At 63.0% G+C, this 18,463-nt stretch carries 4 protein-coding genes; 1 reads left to right on the top strand and 3 read right to left on the bottom strand.

Features of this window, described 5'->3' with window-relative positions; translation table 11 throughout:
* The first annotated feature begins 40 nt into the window (after window positions 1-40).
* Window positions 41-1,051 (top strand): ABC transporter substrate-binding protein, encoded by a 1,011-nt coding sequence (locus tag CKW37_RS20150; RefSeq protein ID WP_095158029.1) that lies wholly within the window; start codon window positions 41-43, stop codon window positions 1,049-1,051.
* Between the two features lie 82 nt (window positions 1,052-1,133).
* Here CKW37_RS20150 and CKW37_RS20155 read toward each other — a convergent pair whose 3' ends face one another.
* From CKW37_RS20155 to CKW37_RS20165, 3 genes are all read right to left on the bottom strand, one after another.
* Window positions 1,134-6,602, bottom strand: a complete 5,469-nt coding sequence (locus CKW37_RS20155; protein ID WP_159985280.1) for an NEL-type E3 ubiquitin ligase domain-containing protein — start codon at window positions 6,600-6,602, stop codon at window positions 1,134-1,136.
* Between the two features lie 296 nt (window positions 6,603-6,898).
* Window positions 6,899-12,496: an NEL-type E3 ubiquitin ligase domain-containing protein gene (locus CKW37_RS20160; protein WP_095157719.1), complete on the bottom strand. Its 5,598-nt coding sequence runs from the start codon at window positions 12,494-12,496 to the stop codon at window positions 6,899-6,901.
* Window positions 12,497-12,634: 138 nt separating this feature from the next.
* Window positions 12,635-18,232 (bottom strand): NEL-type E3 ubiquitin ligase domain-containing protein, encoded by a 5,598-nt coding sequence (locus CKW37_RS20165; RefSeq protein ID WP_095157721.1) that lies wholly within the window; start codon window positions 18,230-18,232, stop codon window positions 12,635-12,637.
* Window positions 18,233-18,463: the final 231 nt, after the last annotated feature.

Consider the following 18,463-nt stretch of genomic DNA (forward strand, 5'->3'; position numbering starts at 1 on the left):
CTACTACACTGGCTCACTTAGCGAACACGAGCGAGACATGATGAACCGGCTCACCTCCCTGATCTGCGGCATGCTGCTTTCCGTGGCCAGCGTATTCCCCGCCAGCGCCGCACCGCCGAACGCGCCGATCTACTTCGGTGACATCACCTGGGAAAGCGGCAGCTTCACCACCGAGCTGTTGCGCTTCATCGTCGAGCACGGCTATGGCTACCCCACCGACACCCTGCCGGGCAGCACGGTGAGCATGGAAGTCGCGCTGGCGCGCAACGATATCCAGGTGATCGGCGAAGAATGGGCGGGGCGCAGCCCGGCCTGGATCAAGGCCGAACAAGCCGGTGAAGTGTTCGCGATCGGCGATACGGTGAAAAACGCCGACGAAGGCTGGTGGGTGCCGGAATACGTGATCAAGGGCGATGCGCAACGCGGCATCGAACCGCTGGCCCCGGAGCTGCGCTCGGTCACCGACCTCAAGCGCTATGCCGCCGTGTTCCAGGATCCCGAGGTGCCGGACAAGGGGCGTTTTCTCAATAGCCCCAGCGGCTGGACCTCCGAGACGGTCAACAGCCAGAAGCTCAAGGCCTATGGCCTGGACGGGTTGTACGTGAACTTTCGCAGCGGCTCGGGCGCGGCACTGGATGCCGAGATCACCTCGTCGATCCGCCGCGGCAAGCCGGTGCTGTTCTACTACTGGTCGCCAACCCCGCTGATGGGGCGTTTCCCGTTGGTGCGCCTGGAAGAGCCGGCCTTCGACCCCGCCGCCTGGGCCACCCTGACCGATGCCAGAAACACCGACCCCAAGGGCAGCCGCTCGTTGCCGGCCAAGCTGTCCATCGGCGTGTCAGCAGCGTTTCGCCAACACTATCCGGAACTGGTGGCTTTCTTCGCCAAGGTCGACCTGCCGATCGAACGCCTGAACAAGGCCCTGGCGCAAATGAGCCAGCAACGCCAGGAGCCGGCGACGGCGGCGCGGGATTTTCTCAAAGCCAACCCGCAGATCTGGCGGCAATGGGTGCCCGCCGACGTGGGTGACAAGGTCCAGGCCCAGTTGTAAACCTGGGGTTTGTACGACAAGTCGCCGAGCGGCGATCAGGCAACGCAGCATGATCGTCGCGCAGGCACTTTCCGTATAAAGCCTAGTCGTTTGCGTGGCCCTCAAGGTTGGTCAGCTCGTCCAGCAGGCTGCGCTCATCCTGCCGGACCCGCGCCTCCAACTCGCGGACCCGTTCACTCGCGCGCTCCGGTATATCGTCCGGATACAGGTCCAGCAGCTCCAGCACTCGCGCCTGGAACATGTTGTTGATCAGGTTGAAACGCTCGGCATAGACTTCGCGCAGGTACGCCACCCAGAAGTCCTGCTGCGCCGCATAGACCAGGAATGGCTGCCCGCCCTCGCCCTGACGGACCCGGTCCAGCGCCCGGTCCAGTTCGATCGGCCGCACATCGGCAACGGTGCGGTACAGCATCCGGCTCGGCGGCAGCGGCAGGTCGAGCTCTTCAGCCCAGTGCATGCGATACACCAGGCGCACTTCCGCTTCGTCGCGGGTGCCGGCCTCATCGCGGGCAATCGTATCCAGCTCGTGCAAGCGGTACAGACGCCGTACCAGCCGATACAGCGTCGACCCGCGCTGGCCCTCCGGCACCTCCTGCAACGACTGGAGGGTGAAGACCTGGATTTCCATCTGGTTGAACTCCAGGCGGATACCGTCAGGGCAGGTGTCGTAGCTTCTGAGCTGGTCCAGTGGCTCCTGCGCCATGCCATTGAGGGTCTGGCGCAGCTCGATATTCTGGGCCGTGACATCAAGCACCCGCCACACGCGGGCGACCAGTTCAGGCCGGCTGACGGCGTTGCGGAAGTCGGCGGTGTAGCGTAGCCGCCCGATCATCCGCAGCAGGTCAGGAGCATCTTCGAAACCTTCAAGCTGCTCCCATGTGCCACGCCGCGCTTCGTTTTCATCCACGCTGCCGATCAGCCAGTTATCGACCGGGAAGTCTTCCTCCCCGGAACTCGCGCTGCCGCCATGGGAATGCGCCAGACTGCCGAGAGACTCCTCCGAGTCCGAGAGGTGCGCATCACCGTGGAGTTGCCGGATCTCGTCGGGCAAGTCGATTTCGAATACAAACGGCCGATTGTCCGCGATCGAAACATAGGCACGGCGCATGGTCTCGTAGTTCAAGGGATTATCGAGCAGTGAAATTTCGGTCAGGCCCTCGGGGTTGCGACGGTTTTCCAGCAAGTATTCAGGCAACTCGGTGAGCCGGTTGCTCTCCAGGCTCAGCACCTCCACGCGCTGTGGAATCAGTTGGTCGAGCCAGGTCGGCCAGGTGTCGATGCCCATCTCGTTCATGCTCAGCAGGTCAAAGTGACGCGCGGTCAGACCCGACACGTTGGTGATCGTGCCCAGGGTATTCCCATCGAGTTCCAGTGACGAAAGCTGTGGCAAGCTGGCGATCAGATCCACCGCCCCCTGGTCGATATGCAGCCCTTGATAGGTCAAGGCCAGGCTCCTCAAGGCGTGCATTGTTCGCAGTGAGCCCGGCAAGTCGGTAGCCGGAGGCGCGCGGCCACTGATGGCAAGCTCTTCCAGTTGCGGAAAGCTGGTGAGAAAGCGGTCGAGCATTTCGGTTGTGCCAATGGGCATCGTCAGTTCCAGACGACGCACCCGCTGATAGAAAAAGTCCGGCAAACGCGGCGGAAAGTCATCGAGCGCGAGCGATTCCAGTTGCAGCAGCGGGGAGGCGTTGCCCTGCGCTTTATCTCGCCAGAAATCCACAAGGCTGTCGGACACGCGATGACGTGCGGCTATCTGTTGCTCGCTCAACGGCCGCGTCGAGGTTGAGGATTCGCGCCACATCTCAAGGGCCTCGATCAGTTGACCGCGTTCGTGCTGGTGCAGGTTCAGATCGGCCTGGAGTGTTTCGGAAATATCCATGTCGAAACTGAAGCGGCGGCCAGCGCCCTCGCTCAACCGCGCATTGAGCGTCGCCTGGCGAGAAAACGCATTGCCTCGCAGCGCGACCCGGGTGTGATGCGCATTGATGTCGTTGCGCAGGATATGCGCCGGCAATTCGAGGAGGCGGTTGTCGACCAGGGAAAGCACGCTGATCCGGCTCAGCGCCTGGCTATCGAGCCAATTTGGCCAACGCGTCATGCCCACGCGGTCCAGCGCCAGGGAGCTCAGGTTCGGCCCCAGAGCATGCAGGTTCAGCTCCGGGTTTTGCAGATGCAGCCCGGTGAAATGGATGTTCGGCGCATCCGCGAGGAAGTTGCCACTGAGGTCCAGGTGCTGCAACTCGGTCAAGCTGGCCAGCGGTTCCAGCGCTTGCCAGTCCAAATACAGTTGCAGGTTGTTCAGGTGCAGGCGCCTGAGCCTCGGGTAACTGAGGGCCACGACCCGGGGCAGGTCCCTGACCGGCCAGCCAATACTGTGGTGGAGTTCCAAAACGCGGACCCGGCCAAAACGCTGCAGAAACTGCGGCAGCATGCCGTGGTACTGGAGTGCACCGTCCGCGCCGAAGACCGCCGCCGGCGCCTCCACGATGAACTCGCGCAGCACCAGGGCTTGCACGCGCTCGTAGACGAACGCTGGCAACTGCTCGGGAAAGTCCGATACAAATATCGACTCCAGCCGCAGCGCCCGGTCGGTCCGACCGATCTCAGGCAAGTTGTTGCCTCGCCAGTGCTCCCACAACGCCAGGGTAATGCGATCCCGGCAGATGACGTGCGCTTCGCTCGCACGGCCAACCGCGGACAGGTCCTGCCGCCAGTGGCTCAAGCTGCTGAGCAGGACATGCTGCTCCACGATCAATTGGTCCAAGCGCTCGCTGATGGCTGCCCGGCTAAAACCAGCGCTGTAGAACGCCTGGAGGATGGCCTCGGCAAAGATGTCCGGGAATTCGAGGTGACGGATCTTGTCCAGCAGCGTGTCTTCGGTGACATAGGCTGCCAGGGCGCCCCGACCGCTCAGCGGGTAACCGACCCGGCCATCGGCAAGGCGCATCGGTGAACGGGCGCCGGGCTGGGCAGCCTGCATGTGCAACGCCTCCAGTGCCTGCGGCCGGGGCAGCAATGGCTGCTCATGCAGATGAAGACGAAGCGCCGCTTTCCCGCCCGGTACGACGCCCAGTGCTTCCCGCTGCGCCAGCGGCAGCGCCTCGAGCACCGCCGCATACAAATCATCAGGGGGCGCTACGGCGAGCGGATCGTCGGGGCTGGCAACCTGATAGCCTTCGTCGCCCTTGAGCAGCACCTTGTGAAGCGGCGCATCCTCGGGCCCCACGCTATCGATCACGCGTCCGTCGAGGGCGCCTTCGCGGATTTCCAGGCGCACCAGCGGCGACCACCCCGGCAGGGTTTCAAGGCTGTGCAGAACAAGAATGTCGCTGTCGGAACTGCTCACATGTTGCAGATGCAGGCCCTCGTAGGCCCGCGCCAGACGCACGTTGCGCTGATAAATGCGGGCCTCTTCGGCGAGTCGCAACGGCACCGTGCGCTCATCCTTGAGTTGCGCCAGTTCGGTCGCGTCGGCATGCGCCAGCAATTCGTCGGCCACCACCACGGGTAACCCGGTGAACGTTTCCGTCAACAACAGCGCTTCGGCGGACGCCTCCGCCTGCAGTGCGTCATACCGGGCAGCGAACAACGCCGCCCGCTGCGAACGGCTCATGCCTTCGCTGACAGCGCCCAGCGCCTGGTCAAGTCGCAAGCGCTGGAGGCTATCGATGAGCAACGCGGGTGGTCGCTCACTGTCGGCCAATGCGCGCCGCAATTGCGCCGGGTGGGTGTGACTGATGTGAAGAAGGCGGCGGGTGGTGGGTTCCGGCAGCCCCTCCGCCAACGGACCCAGCCGTTGGAACAGGGTCTGCCCTTCCCACTCCAGCGGCTGGTCTAGCTCATGCAACCAGGCGCCGGCGCCGTTGCTGCGCAATAAGGGCCGGTAAGCGTCGGCCCGGTTCGGGTGCGCCAGGTAATGCGCGGAACCCGGCGAGTCCGACTTGACGCAAAAAGTGCGATCCTCCAGCGCCAGCCAGCGTTTGCCCTGGTAGCTGTAGAGCCCGACGGCGTCGGGCTTGAGCCCCCCGGGCAGAACAATGTCATGGGCGAAGGGCCGCAGGTCGGGTTGCCACAGCCGGTGACTGCCATCCTCGAGGCGTACCGTCCGCATCGGCTCCACCGCCGGTGGCACCTCCAGCGCGGGGATGCCGCGCCCGGCGTGCCAGAACGCACCGAACGCGGCAATCTCGGCGAGGTTCTCGAGCACATCCATCAGGTACGCCCACGCCTGGTCGCGATCGCCCTCCGCCAGGCTGTGGAAACCTTCGTAGACTTCATAACCCAGTTGCGCGGCGGTAACCGCCAGCATGGCCAAACCCACCGCCGGAATCACGAAGGCCGCGATATTGAGCGCACTGAACGACACTTCGACGAAATAGCGCAGCCGGTCATCGCGGGTTTTCTGGTCTTCGTCCGCGGTCGGCACCGCATGGAACCGGGCATCATCCCTGAGCACGGCGATTTTCTGCCGCACGACACTGGTCAGCACGGCGCCAGAAATGATCTGTGTGCCCAGGACAAGACTGGCATTGCTGTCCTTGCGCTCCTCATACCAGCCGCCACTGTTCCAGACCTTTGGGTTAAAGGCCTTGCGGATCTTGGCAAACACTTCATTACGTTGCCGCGCAGGAATGAAACGCTCGAAAAACCTCAGGTACTGCGGCTGCAGCAACTTGTCGCGCAACGCGTCATGAAAATGCTGGAACGATGCGTACTCTTTGATCGGGCTGAAGGGGTCGCCCGGTATGTAGGCGATGATGGCTTTCTTACTGCTATCACGCACCCATTGCGGATGGCCGATCACATACTGGACCAGGCGGTATTCACCGGCGATCACAATGCCCGTCAGTTCGACCCCCCATAGCGTCAGAAAACCGCAGCGCAGCGGCGTCGCTATCGGTGACGGGTCCGGCCGGGTCAGACGCTTCAATAAGGTGTTGTACAGAAGCGCGCTGATGTCATTTTTCAAATACGCCATGTGCGCCTGAAGTATCAGCGCCGACCCCTCGCAGCGCGCAAAGGGGATGTATTTTTTATCGGCATCCGCCACGGCGCCATCCAGTACCGCATCAAGCAACTTCTGGTATTGCCCACCCAGGTCCAGGGTCCGGCAGAGTGCAGCGAACGCTTCAGGCTCGATCGCGACAGGGCTGCTGCGTTGCGTCGTTGCATCTTCGGTATAGATGCTCGACTTCAGCCGGGAATATTGCATGCCGCCTGGCTCGGCTTCCCAGGCTTCGAAGTTTTGCAGGGCGGCGCGCAACAACGTCTGGGTCGCGGCTCTCGCGGACCTGGAACTCTCGACAAGCGGGTCCCTGGAGATGGCAACGAACGAGCCATCGCCCTGTACGCGCCCGGCATGAAACAGCCAGGTAGTGCGCACATCGAGGCTGAGGTTGAACTGTTGCTGAATCGCGGCCTTGAGCAACGGTTCGGCGAACACTTCGATGTCGGGAATCCGGGCCAACAGGGTGGCAAGCGTCTTCTCCAGACGGCGATGCACCGCATAGGCCCGCGGTAATAACCTGGCCACTCGCGGATGTTCTTGCATGGCTTTGACGAACCAGGGCGCGGCGTTCGGCCCCGTAGCACGGAGTGCTCGGTGCTCGTCAGCGGGGGCCTTTGTCAGCCATAGCGGAATCTTGTTTTTAACCGCCTCATACTGCGAACTTTCCACCACCGGTTTTTCGCTCAACGGTATGAGAGCGCCGATCGAATTCGACATGGGACTGCCTCGGGTCATCAATAGGAATCCCAGCGTAGCGACAACGATCGGGCTGAATTGAATACAAGAATATTTTCACTGCCCCCTGGTCTTGCGCGGGCCAGGCCCGCGGCGGCCGCTGTCTATACGAGCTCCAGTCCCTCGAGGTTGGTCAACTCATGAATCAGGTTCAGTTCGTCGCTCTGCAACTGCGTCTCCAGTGTCCGCACCCGCTCACTGGCCCGCTCCGGCGCATCGCCAGGATACAAATCCAGCAACTCCAGCACCCGTGACTGGAACATCTCCCTGAGTGCGCTGAAGCGTTCGGCGTAAGCCTCGCGAAGGTGGGCCACCCAGAAGTCTCGCTGCGCCGCGTAGCTCATGAACGGCTGGCCGCCCTCGCCCTGCTGGACCCTCACCAGTGCCCGCTGCAGTTCTCCCGGCTGAAGGTCCGCCACCGGGCGAAACAACATCCGTACCGGCGGCAGCGGCAAGTCCAGTTCCTGGGCCCACTGCAGCCGATACGCCAGCCGCACTTCCGCCTCGTCGCGCGCGCCGGTCTGCTCACGCGCAATGCTGTCGAGTTCCTGCAGCCGATAAAGACGCCGGACCAACCGATACAGTGCCGGTCCACGCTGTTCCTGGGGCACATCGCGCAGCGACTGCTGGGTGAAAACCTGGACTTCCATCTGATTGAATTCCAGGCGAATGCCGTCCGGGCAGGTGTCGTAGTTTCTGAGCTGGAGCAGCGGCTCCTGCGCCATGCCGTTGAGCGCCAGGCGTAATTGCTCGTCCTCGGCGCAAGCCTCCAGCACTCGCCATACACGGCCGACCAGTTCGGGCCGGACGCTGGCGCTGCGATAGTCGGCCGTGAACTGTAAACGGCCGATCAACCTCAACAAGTCCGAGGCATCGTTCGCGCTTTCCAATCGCTGCCAAACACCCAGCCGCGCTTCGTTCTGCTCTGCACTGTCAAGCAACCAGGGGGCGGAACTGTTGTAGCCCTCATCAGAGCTTTCACTGGAGCTGCGGCTGAATTGCCCTGGCCCGGTAACCTCCTCCGAGTCCGATGAGTGCGGATCGGCTGACAGCCTCTGGATGTCCTCGGGAACGTTCATGCGAAACACGAAGGGCCGATGCCCCGACTCGGAAATGAAGGCACGGCGCATGGTCTCGTAGCTCAGCGGGTTGTTTAGCAGCGATATCTCGGAGGAGTCATTCAGGTTGCGGTGGTTTTGCAGGAGGTACTCCGGCAATTCGGTCAGAAGATTGTTGTCCAGGCACAGCACCTGGACCTGATGCGGAATCAACTCGCTGAGCCAGTCCGGCCAGGTCTGCATACCGACACCCGACAGGCTCAGCATATTCAGGTAACGGCTGCTGAGCGCGGACACATCGGTGATGGTCCCCAGGGTGTTTCCATCCAGTTCCAGCGACCACAGTTCCGGTAAAAGGGCGATGAAGTCGACCACGCCCTGGTCAAGGAGTATTTGCTGGTCAATCAGGGCAAGGGACCGGAGTTCCCTGAGTTGCAGCAAGGCCTCCGGCAACACGGTCATCGGCGTCACCTGCGCGCTGATATTCAGCTCTTCCAGTTGCGGGAACCGCAGCAGCAGTTGGTTGAGTTCATCCACTGTCCCGCTCGGGCGCAGCAGGTCCAGGCGACGGACCTGTTCATAGAAAAAGTCGGGTAATTGCCCGGGAAAGTCAGCGAGCGCTATCGAATCCAGTCGCAGCAGCGGGGTGAAGAAGCTCTGAACGTACTCACCCCAGAAATCCATGATGACGTCGCTGATGCGTCCACGCAGCCGGGCCTGTTGCTCACCCTGAAGCGGCGTCGATCCGGGCGCTTCACGCCACTGCTCGATGGACTCGGTCAACAACCGGGTCTGCGCTATGCACGCATCCAGTTCGGCCTGCAGCCTGGCGGGAACATCGAGGTCGAAGCTGAACCGTCTGCCCACGCCCTCGCTCAGCCGCACATTGAAGATTGTTTGCCGGGAAAGCACATTGCCGCGCAACAACACCCGCGTGTGATAGACCGAATTGCCCTGGTTGCGCAGCATCGGTTCCGATAGCTCAGTGAGGTGGTTGTCGACCAGGGACACTTCGCTGATGTTTTCCAGTGCCCGACTGTCGAGCCAGTCCGGCCAATGCGTCAGGCCCATGTTATTCAGCCCCAGATAGTCCAGCTCCGGCTCGTTGAGCTGGGTGACCGAATCGACGTCAAGCGGGTTGCCGCTGAGATCAAGTCGGCGCAAGTCCCTCATTGCACGAAAGTCGTCGAATACACGTTGGTTCACGGTCAGGTGCTGGTTAGTCAGGCGCAGCTCCCTCAACCACGGGAAACTTTGCATCACAATCTGCGGCAAGTCATTGGCCAGCCATCCCGTGCCGCGATTGAGGCTCAGCGAGGTCACCTCGGGAAACCGCTGCAAAAAGCCCGACAACTGCTGGTCCTGGCGCACGCTGCCATTGGTTTCGACAGACACTCTGAGCGCCGGCGCCGTCAGGTCCTCCAGCTCGAGCGTGTGCACCCGCTGGTAGACAAAGGCCGGCAAGTGTTCGGGAAAGTCGTCCACATAGATCGAGCGCAATTGCAAAGGCCTGCCGCTGCGACCGATCTCGGGCAGAGCATTGCCTCGCCAGTGCGCCCACAACGCCTCGCCGATCCGCTCGCGACTGGCGACCCGCTCAGTGCCAGGGCTGGCCTGGTTTGCGCTGGCGTTCGCCCATTCGGCCAGGCTGTCACTCAGCGCGCGCCGCTCCTCAAGCAAGACGTCAAGCCGCTCGTTGATGGCGGCCCGGCTCAGGCACACGCTGTAGAGATCGCGCAAGACGTCTTCGGGAAAGGCGTCCTCGAGTTCGAGCAGGCGCACTTTGTCGAGCAAGGTGTCTTCGGTGATGTAGCCGGGCAGGACGCCGCGCCCACTCAGCGGATAACCCGATCGGCCGTCGGCCAGGCGCATCGGCGAGCGGGCGGCGGGGCGCAACGGTTGCATCTTCAAAAGCGCGCGCAGGTCCTGGCGCGACAGCAACGGTTGGGCCTGCACCTTGAGTTTCAACGCCAGCGCCGGATTGTCCCCGACCAGCGCCAGGGCTTCGCGCTCGGGCGCTGTCAGCGCCTGTAGCACCCCGGCATACAGATCGACCGAGGCCGACGTCGGCGGGGCGCCGTGCACGCGATAGCCTTCGGCATCCTCGATCAGCAGGCGGCGCGCGGGCGCATCGGCCGGGCCGAGGCTGTCGAGCAGTTCGCCGTCGAACGTCATGGCCCTGACCTCAATACGCATCGCCGCCGGCCAGCCCGGCAGCCGCTCCAGGCTGTGCAGCATGAGCTTGGCGCTGTCGGGGTTGTCTATGTAGCGCAAGAACAGCCCTTCATAAGCCCGCGCCAAGCGCACTTTTTGCAGGTAGGCACGGGCTTCCCCGGCAAGGCGCAGCGGAATCTTTCGTTCGCTGCGCAGGTGCGCCAGTTCCGCGGCATCGGCGTGCGTCAGCAGTTCCTCGATCACCTTGGCGGGCAGGCTGGAAAAGCTGTGCTTGAACAATCGCGCCTCCACCGAAAGGGTCGGGTTGAGCCGTTCATACGCGCCGTTGAACAACTGCGCCCGTTGTGCCCGGCTTACGCTTTCGCCCACCGTTTCGAGCACCTGATCGAGCCGGAAACGCTCAACCGTGTCGCTGAGCAGCGCCGGTGGCCGCTGCCCTTCAGCCAAGGCGCGACGCAACTGCGCCTCATGGGTATCGCTGACATACAGGGCGCGTTGGGCGGCCTCGTCGGACAGCTCGTCGCCCTCTGCGCCCAAGCGCCGGAACAGGGTCAGCCCTTCCCATTCCAGCGGCTCGTCAAGCTCGTGCAGCCAGGCGCCCGCCGTGTTGTGGCGCACGGCGGGGCGGTACGCATCGGCGCGCCCCGGGTGCTCCAGATAGCTGCCGTTTTCCCCGTCCATGACCGAATAAGTGCGCCCTTCCAGAGGCAGCCATTGCTTGCCTTGAAAGTGGTAGAGCCCCTGCGCATCCGGCGTGAGCCCCGCGGGTAAGACGATATCGTGGGCAAAGGGTGCCAGGTCCGGTTTCCACAAGCGGGTCGCGCCATCGGGCAGGCGCACCGGGCGCATCTCCGCGACCGCCGACGGTACTTCCAGCGCCGCGATACCCGCGCCTGACGAAGCACCGCCCAACGCCGCCATCAAGGCCAGGTTCTCGACCACGTCCATCAAATAATCCCAGGCCTGCTCGCGCTCGCCCGCGGCCATGCTGTCGATGCCTTCGTACACTTCGTAACTCAACTGCACGGCCGCGACCGCCATCATCACCGCGCCCAACCCGGGCACCACAAAAGCCGCGACGTTCAGCACGGCGAAGCTGACCTCGCCGAAGTAGCGCAGTTTGTCCATCAACGACTTGTGGTCTTCGTCGGCCGTCGGCACGGCGTGAAACAAGGCATCGTCCTTCAGGGCCGCGATCTTCTGCTGCACCAGTTTCAAAAAAATACTGCGGCCGAAGGGAAGATCGCTCAGTTTGAGGCTGGCGTCGTTGTCCTCGCCCTCTTCATACCAGCCCCCGCTGTTCCAGACCTTGGGATGAAAAGCGCGCTGCAACGTCCCGAACAGTTCCGCGCTGTGGCGCGCCGGCACAAACCGCTGGAAGAACTTCAGATAGTCCGGCTCGCGCAATTTGTCCCGCAGCGCCTCGCTGAAGTGGGCGAACGAGGCATATTCCCTGAGGGGCCCGAACGGGTCGTCGGGAATGTAAACAATCAGCGGTTCATTGCGATTCAGGCCATCCCAGCGTGGGTAACTGGTCGGCAGCGAACCAGGCGAGTAGCTGCCAATGATCACGATGCTTTTCAGTTCAACATCCCACGCACCGAGAAAGCCGCTCACCAGCGGCGCGCCGGAAAGCACCGGTCCATTGCTGAATGATTTGACGGCGTCATACATGCGATCGCTGATATCGCCTTTCAGGCAGGCGAGATGCAGTTGAAGCAAAAAAGCCGAGCGCTCGAAGTCCTCGAACAGGCGCTGAGTCGCTTCACCGGCAGGTGCCGATGCCCCGGCGAGCACCGATTCGATCAACGCCTGGTATTGCCCTCCCAGGTCGAGGGTGCGGCAGAGGGCGGCAAATTGTTCCGGCACGATATCGAGGGTGGGGCCTTGCAGGGTCTCGGTAGCACTCAGCGCAACGTAGACCATCGATTCATGAGGCGGATTGGCCATGCCCGACGCTTCGGTTTCCCACGCTTCGAAGTTCTGCAGCGCGGCGAGCAGTAACGGCTGGGTCGCCGCCCTTACGGCGTTGTAGCTCGCCACCACCGGGTCCCGGGATGCGGCAACGAATGAACCATCGACGTGCACGCGGCCGGCATGAAACAGGTAGGTGCCGCGCACATCGAGGTCCATGCCGAACTGCTGGCTGATCGCGGCCTTGAGCAGCGGCTCGGCAAAGGCTTCGAGGGTGGGAATCCGCGCCAGCAGCGCATTGACCTGCGCCTCGTAACGACGGTGCTGCGCGTAGGCCTCTTGCACGTACGCACCGACGTGAGGCTTGTCACGCAGGGCCTTCTCGATCCAGGGCGAAGCCTCCCGACCGGCTGAACGCAACGCCTGCCGTGTCGCTTGCGGTGAGTCGAGCAACCAGTCGGGGACGTTGCGTCCAATGGATTCAACACGGGCATCGTGCGGGGCTGCGGGTTCTGTTTTGCGCGTCGCAGAACGTTGTGAATCGGCCATGAGCATACCTGCTGGCGTTGGTTGGGTTGGCGGAGGGTATAAGCCCGCCGCCTCGCCAAACAACGTCAATCCGCCCCTGGAAACCCCCGCACTTCCATCAGCAATTCAGCGGCTTCAAGCACATAAATAACACCCCGCCATGGGTCAGTACTTCGCGCCTTCGCGGCGGGTCAGTTCCCCGATCAGTTGCCGTTCATCGTTGCGAAGCTGTTCTTCCAGCGCCTTGACCCGGGCACCGAGTTCATCCGCGGTGTCGCCGGGATACAGGTCTGTCAGCTCCAGCACCCGGGCCTGGAAGTTGTCCTTGAGGTCGTTGAAACGATCGCTGTTGGTTTCCCGCAGGTACTCCACCCAGAAATCCCGCTGGCTCGCAAAATCCAGGAAAGCCTGGCCCTGCTCGGCCTGGTGCACCTGCATCAAAGCGCTATCCAGCTCACCCGGCCGGATATGCGCGGCGAATTGATAGAGCATCTTGCCGGGAGGGACAGGCAGATCGAGCTCGTTCGCCCAATGCAGGCGGTAGGCCAGGCGCACTTCGGCCTCGTCCCGGCCGCCCGATTCGCGCCGCGCGCAATCGTCCAGTGCCTGCGAGCGGAACAGGCGCCGAGTCAATTGATAAAGGGTTTGTCCACGCGCTTGCTCGGGCACATCGCGCAGCGACTGGCGGATGTGCAACTGCAGTTCCATCTGGTTGAACTCCAGCCGGATGCCGTCCGGGCAGGTGTCATGGCTGCGCACCTGGCGCAGCGGTTCCTCCGCCATGCCGTTGAGGGTCAGGCGAAACTCAGTGTCTTGCGCCGCGGCGGCAAGCACCCGCCAGACACGCTCAACCAGTTCAGGTCGGGTGCTGGCGTCACGGTAGTCCGCGGTATGCCGCAAACGGCCAACCAGCCCCAGCAAATCCTTCGCATCATGGCCGGCGTCGAGCTGCCGCCAGATGTCACGACGCCCTTCGCTCCGGTCCTCCGCGCCCGCCAGCCACGGCTCGACGGCGGACGCCCTCGGCCCCGGCTCTCCATTGCTGTGCAACTGCTCAGAGCCATCGACGTCGGATTCGGAGAATTCCGAATCCGAGTCGTGGCGATCCGGGACCAGCCTGCGGATCTCCTCGGGCACATCCATGTGGAAGGTGTAAGGGCGGTTCCACGACTGCGAGACATACGCCTGGCGGATCATGTCGTCCGTCAATGGGTTGCCGGTGAGGGCAATTTCGACATGGATATTGGGATTGGAATTGCGGCGGTTATCCAGCAGGTATTGCGGCAGCTCGCTGATCGAGTTGTATTCCAGGCCGAGCATTTCCACCAACTCCGGGAGCAATTCGTCGAGCCAGACCGGCCACGCCTGCAACCCGACGTTGTTCAGGCTCAGCAGCGTCCAATAGCGGTCCAGCATCGGCGTGCAGTCCAGGATGTTGCCCATGATGTTGCCGTCGAGGCCCAGGTAGGTGAGCTCGGGGATGCTGCAAAGAAACGCGATGGCCGTCTGATCGATCGTCAGGCCCTGGTCGTTCAGCGCCAGGGCGGTCAGTTCCGGCAATTCGAGCAGCGCCGGTGGCAGTACCGTCAACGGCGTGACATGGCCCGTCAGCTTCAAGCCTCTCAACTTGGAAAAGCGCCGCAGGAATTGATTGAATTGTTCGATATCCGCGACAGGCCGGATCAACTCCATTTGCTCCACGCCCTGGTAAAAAAAAGCAGGCAATGTCTGCGGGAAATCGTGAAGGGCAATCGCGTCCAGCCGCAGGCGCGGGACGTTCAGCGCACTCCTTTCGCGCCAGAACGCCAGAAGCGTGTCGCGGACGCGACGACGCGCCAGCAATTGCTCCTCGCTCGGCGCGGTGGTTGAGGTCGACGCCTCGACCCAGTGCTCCAGCGCCTCGTTCAATACGCTGTGCTCGTCCTTCAACTGCTCGAAGTCACGCTGAGACTGAAGCGGGTCGAGGTCGAAACTGAACCGGCGATCCGCTCCCTCGCCAAACCGCAGTTGCCGGATGGTCGGGACCGTCAAGCGATTGCGCACCAGTGACAGCCGGGTCGCCGGCGTTGCCGCCATGACCGTGTTGTCCAGCAGCCACGCCGGCAAGCGGCTGATCGCGTTGTCCGCCAGGGAGACTTCGGCAAGATGGCCGAGCGCGGTGCTGTCGAGCCATTCAGGCCAGCTCGCGAGGTGCATGCGCTGCAACCCGAGGTAGCGCAGGTTCAGGTTCATGACCGTCAGGGGCGTCTCGCCCTGGCCAGGCAGGTCGGCGGCGTCACCGGCTGCGCCCAGCCTGTTACCGCTCAGGTCGAGCCGCTCCAGGTGCGCCAGGCCGCGCAGGCGGTCGAGCGCCTCCTGCGTGACGTTGAGCGCCACATCGGTCAACGCCAGGCTGCGCACCTGAGGCGCCGCCTCCAGCACCGTGGTTATCAGCTCGCGGCTGTTCAGACCGTTGACGCTGCGCACGGCCAGCGACGCCGCCTGAGGAAAACGCCGGAAAAAATCCGCGAGCGCGGGGCCTGTAGCGCTGTCCGCATGGATCAGTTCCAGGCTGTGCACACGGTCATAGACAAACGCCGGCAACTGCTCGGGAAAGTCCCCCACGCTCACGCTCTCCAGCCGCAAGGACGCGGAGCGCCCGGTCTCCGGCAAGCAATTGGCTTCCCAGTGGCGCCAGAGCGCTTCGCCAATCCGCGCCCGGCTGATCGAGCGAAGCTCGCCCAGGTCAGCGAAGGATGCCGATGCCTGCGCCCATGCGTCGAGGCTGTGCCGCAGCACCTGGTGCTCCTCCAGCAACTGATTGAGGCGCGTATCAATGGCGGCACGGCTCAAGCCGGCACGATAAAGCTCGTCGAGGATCTGCTCGGGGTGAGCCTCCTGGAATTCGAGCAGGCGGATCTTGTCCAGCACGCTGTCTTCGCTGACGAACCCGGGCAGCACGCCCCTGCCACTCAGCGGGTAACCGCGCCGACCGTCAGCAAGGCGCATCGGCGAACGCGCGGACGGCTTGAGCGGTTGCATGCGCAACACCTCGCGCGCCACAGGGCGCGGCAGCAGCGGCAGGTGTTGCACGGCACGCTTGAGGTCCGCGCCCTGGCCGACATGGGGGAAGCCCAGCTCGCTGCGCTGCCGGTCGGGCAACGCGTGCAGCAGCGACGCGTAAAGGTCTTCGCGACCGTGCAACGGCTGGCCGTCCGCGTCATGCGCCTGATACCCGCCTTCCTGCTTGACCAGCACCTTGCGAATCAGTGCATCGGCCGGGCCGACCCGGTCGAGCAAGGCCCCGTGAAACCGCGCCTCACGCAGTTCCAGACGGACCTGGGGCGACCAGCCGGGCAACCTGGCGATGGTGTGCAGCAGCAGTTGTTCACTGTCGGCCGTTTCGACCGAGTCCAGATACATGCCTTCGTAGGCGCGGGCCAGACGCACGTTGTGCAGATAGGCACGGGCCTCTTCGGCGAGGCGCGCCGGCACTCGCTGGGTCGCCGCCATCTGTTGCAACTCGGCCGGACTGGCGTGCTGCAATACCTCGTCGACGACCGGCACGGGCAAGCCGGGAAAACTGCGGCGAACCACGTCCTGGGCGGGCCTTGAGGCGTAGAGCGCGTCGTAGCGGCGGTTGAACAGTTCGGTTCTGCGGGCATGCGCATCGCCGGCTTCCTCTTGCTCGATGAAACGCCCCAGTTCGCGGTCCAGTTGCCAGCGCTGCGCGGTGTCGTCGAGCAACGCCGGCGGGCGCTGCGCCTCCGCCAGCGTATGGCGCAAGACCGACTCGGGAGTGCCGCTGATCCGCAAGATCCGCAGCGCTTCTTCATCGGAAAAACGTGCCGGGGTGTAGCCCAGCCGGCGGAACAGGTACAGCCCTTGCCAGTCCCGAGGCTGATCCAGTTCGTGCAGCCAGGCGCCCGCGCCGTTGTGGCGCACACGCGGTTCATAGGCATCACTTCGCACAGGGTGTTCCAGCCGATAGGGCTCCGTTGTCGAGGGCGGCTTGACCACGTAAGTCCGCCCGTCCAGCGGCCACCACTGCTTGCCCTGATACTCGAAGAGCCCCGACGCATCGGGCGTGAGCCCCGCCGGCAAGACGATGTCGTGGGCGAACGGGGTCAGGTCCGGCTTCCAGAGTCGGGTGCTGCCATCGGGCACGCGCACCGCCCGCATCTGCCCGACCGCGCTCGGCACCTCCAATGCCGGAACGCCACGGCCACTCGCCCCCAGCGCTCCGAGCGCCGCGACCATGGCGACGTTTTCCAGCACATCCATGAAATAGCCCCAGGCTTGATCACGCTCGCCCTTGGCCAGGCTGTCGATGCCTTCGAAGGTTTCATAACTCAACTGGACGGCCATGACCCCCAACATGACCTCGCCGAGGCCGGGCACCACGAACGCGGCGATATTCAGGGCCTGAAAGGCCTTCTCGAAAAAGTACCGCGTTGCCGCGTCGAAGGATTTCTGGTCTTCAAGCGCCGTCGGCACCGCATGGAACAGCCCATCGTCCTTCAGCACGGCCACCTTCTGCCGGAACAGTTCCGAGAGGAAACCGACCGCGAACGGCTGCTCCTCCACCCGCAGTCGGGCTTTGTTGTCGAGTTTCACCTCGTACCAGCCCAAGCTGTTCAAGACCTTGGGGTAGAACGCCTGGTGGATTTTTCCGAACACCAGGGCGCGTTCGCGGGCGGGCACGAAGCGCTCGAAAAAAGACAGGTAGCCAGGCTGAAGCATGCTGTCACGCAACGCTTCGATGAACTGCTGGGACGAGGCGTACGCCTGCAACGGGTGAAACGGATCGTCGGGGATATACACCAGCACGGGCTCGATAGCGGTGCTGGACTCGCGGTCCGGACTGATGACCACGATGCCCGTGAGGGTAACTTGCCATAACCGCAGAAGTTTGCAGGTCAGCGGTTTTCCGTTCAGCGTGGCCGGCTTGTTTTTCGCGATCTGCCGCAGGGCTTCGCTTGTTGCCTGATCGATAAGGTTGCGCATCGAGGCCAGTTGCACCTGAAGCAGGAAGGCCGACTGTTCGAAACTTTTGAATACACCACGCAAGTTGAATGCCGCGGCGTCCGGTGCGTCGCCCGGACGGGAAGAAGGGTTCAATACCGACGCGATCAAGGCTTGATACTTGCGCCCCAGGTCCAGTGTTCGACACATCGCCGCAAATTTTTCCGGCGCAATATCAATCACCGTGCCTTCAATTGCTATGCCCTCGATGCGCGCCTTGAAAACAATAACCGACCGGGTATTGCCACTGTCCATGGCACCGGGCGAAGTTTCCCACGCCTCGAAATTCTGCAAGGCCGCCTTGAGCAGCGGTTGCACCGCCGCCGCCATCGCGCCCGGCGGTAACAGCGGTGGGTTGGGAGGAAATCCCACCCCCGCGTCCGCGGCCCGCCGGGCATGAAAAAGATGGCTATTACGGACATCGACCCGCAGGCCGAAGGTGTCTTGTATCGCGGCGGTAAGCAGTGGCTCGGCGAACGCTTCCGCGCTCGGCAGGCACGCCAGCAGCGCATTCACCTGCTGCTCGTAGAAGCGGTGGTCGGCGTACAGCCGGGCCAATTGCCGGGCGGCACCCGGATCGGCGCGGCGCGCCTGCTCGAACCAGGGCAAGGGTTTCGCCCCCGCCTGACGCATCGCCCGATGGGTGTCGGAAGAGGCGTTCAACAACCATTCGGGTATTTTGTTTTTAACCGTGGCGTACTGTTCGCTGATGGCAGCATCGCCATTCTTTGACGCGGCGGATAAGTTGACTTCAGGCATGAGAACGACCTTCAACGTTATTGACGGGCCGTCCAGAATAACCAGCGAAAGTTCGACAAACGGTTCAAATAACTTATAGAAACCCCACCGCCAACATCATTATTTCAAACGCATTCACACTATAAATAACACCCTGTTCAAACGTTCCCTGTACTGACCCGCGAACGCATGTCGCGCAATAAAAAACAGGTGCGAATGTCCGCGAAATCAATCCCGCAGAACTTCCTCACC

Source organism: Pseudomonas sp. Irchel 3E13 (assembly GCF_900187455.1).
GTDB lineage: Bacteria > Pseudomonadota > Gammaproteobacteria > Pseudomonadales > Pseudomonadaceae > Aquipseudomonas.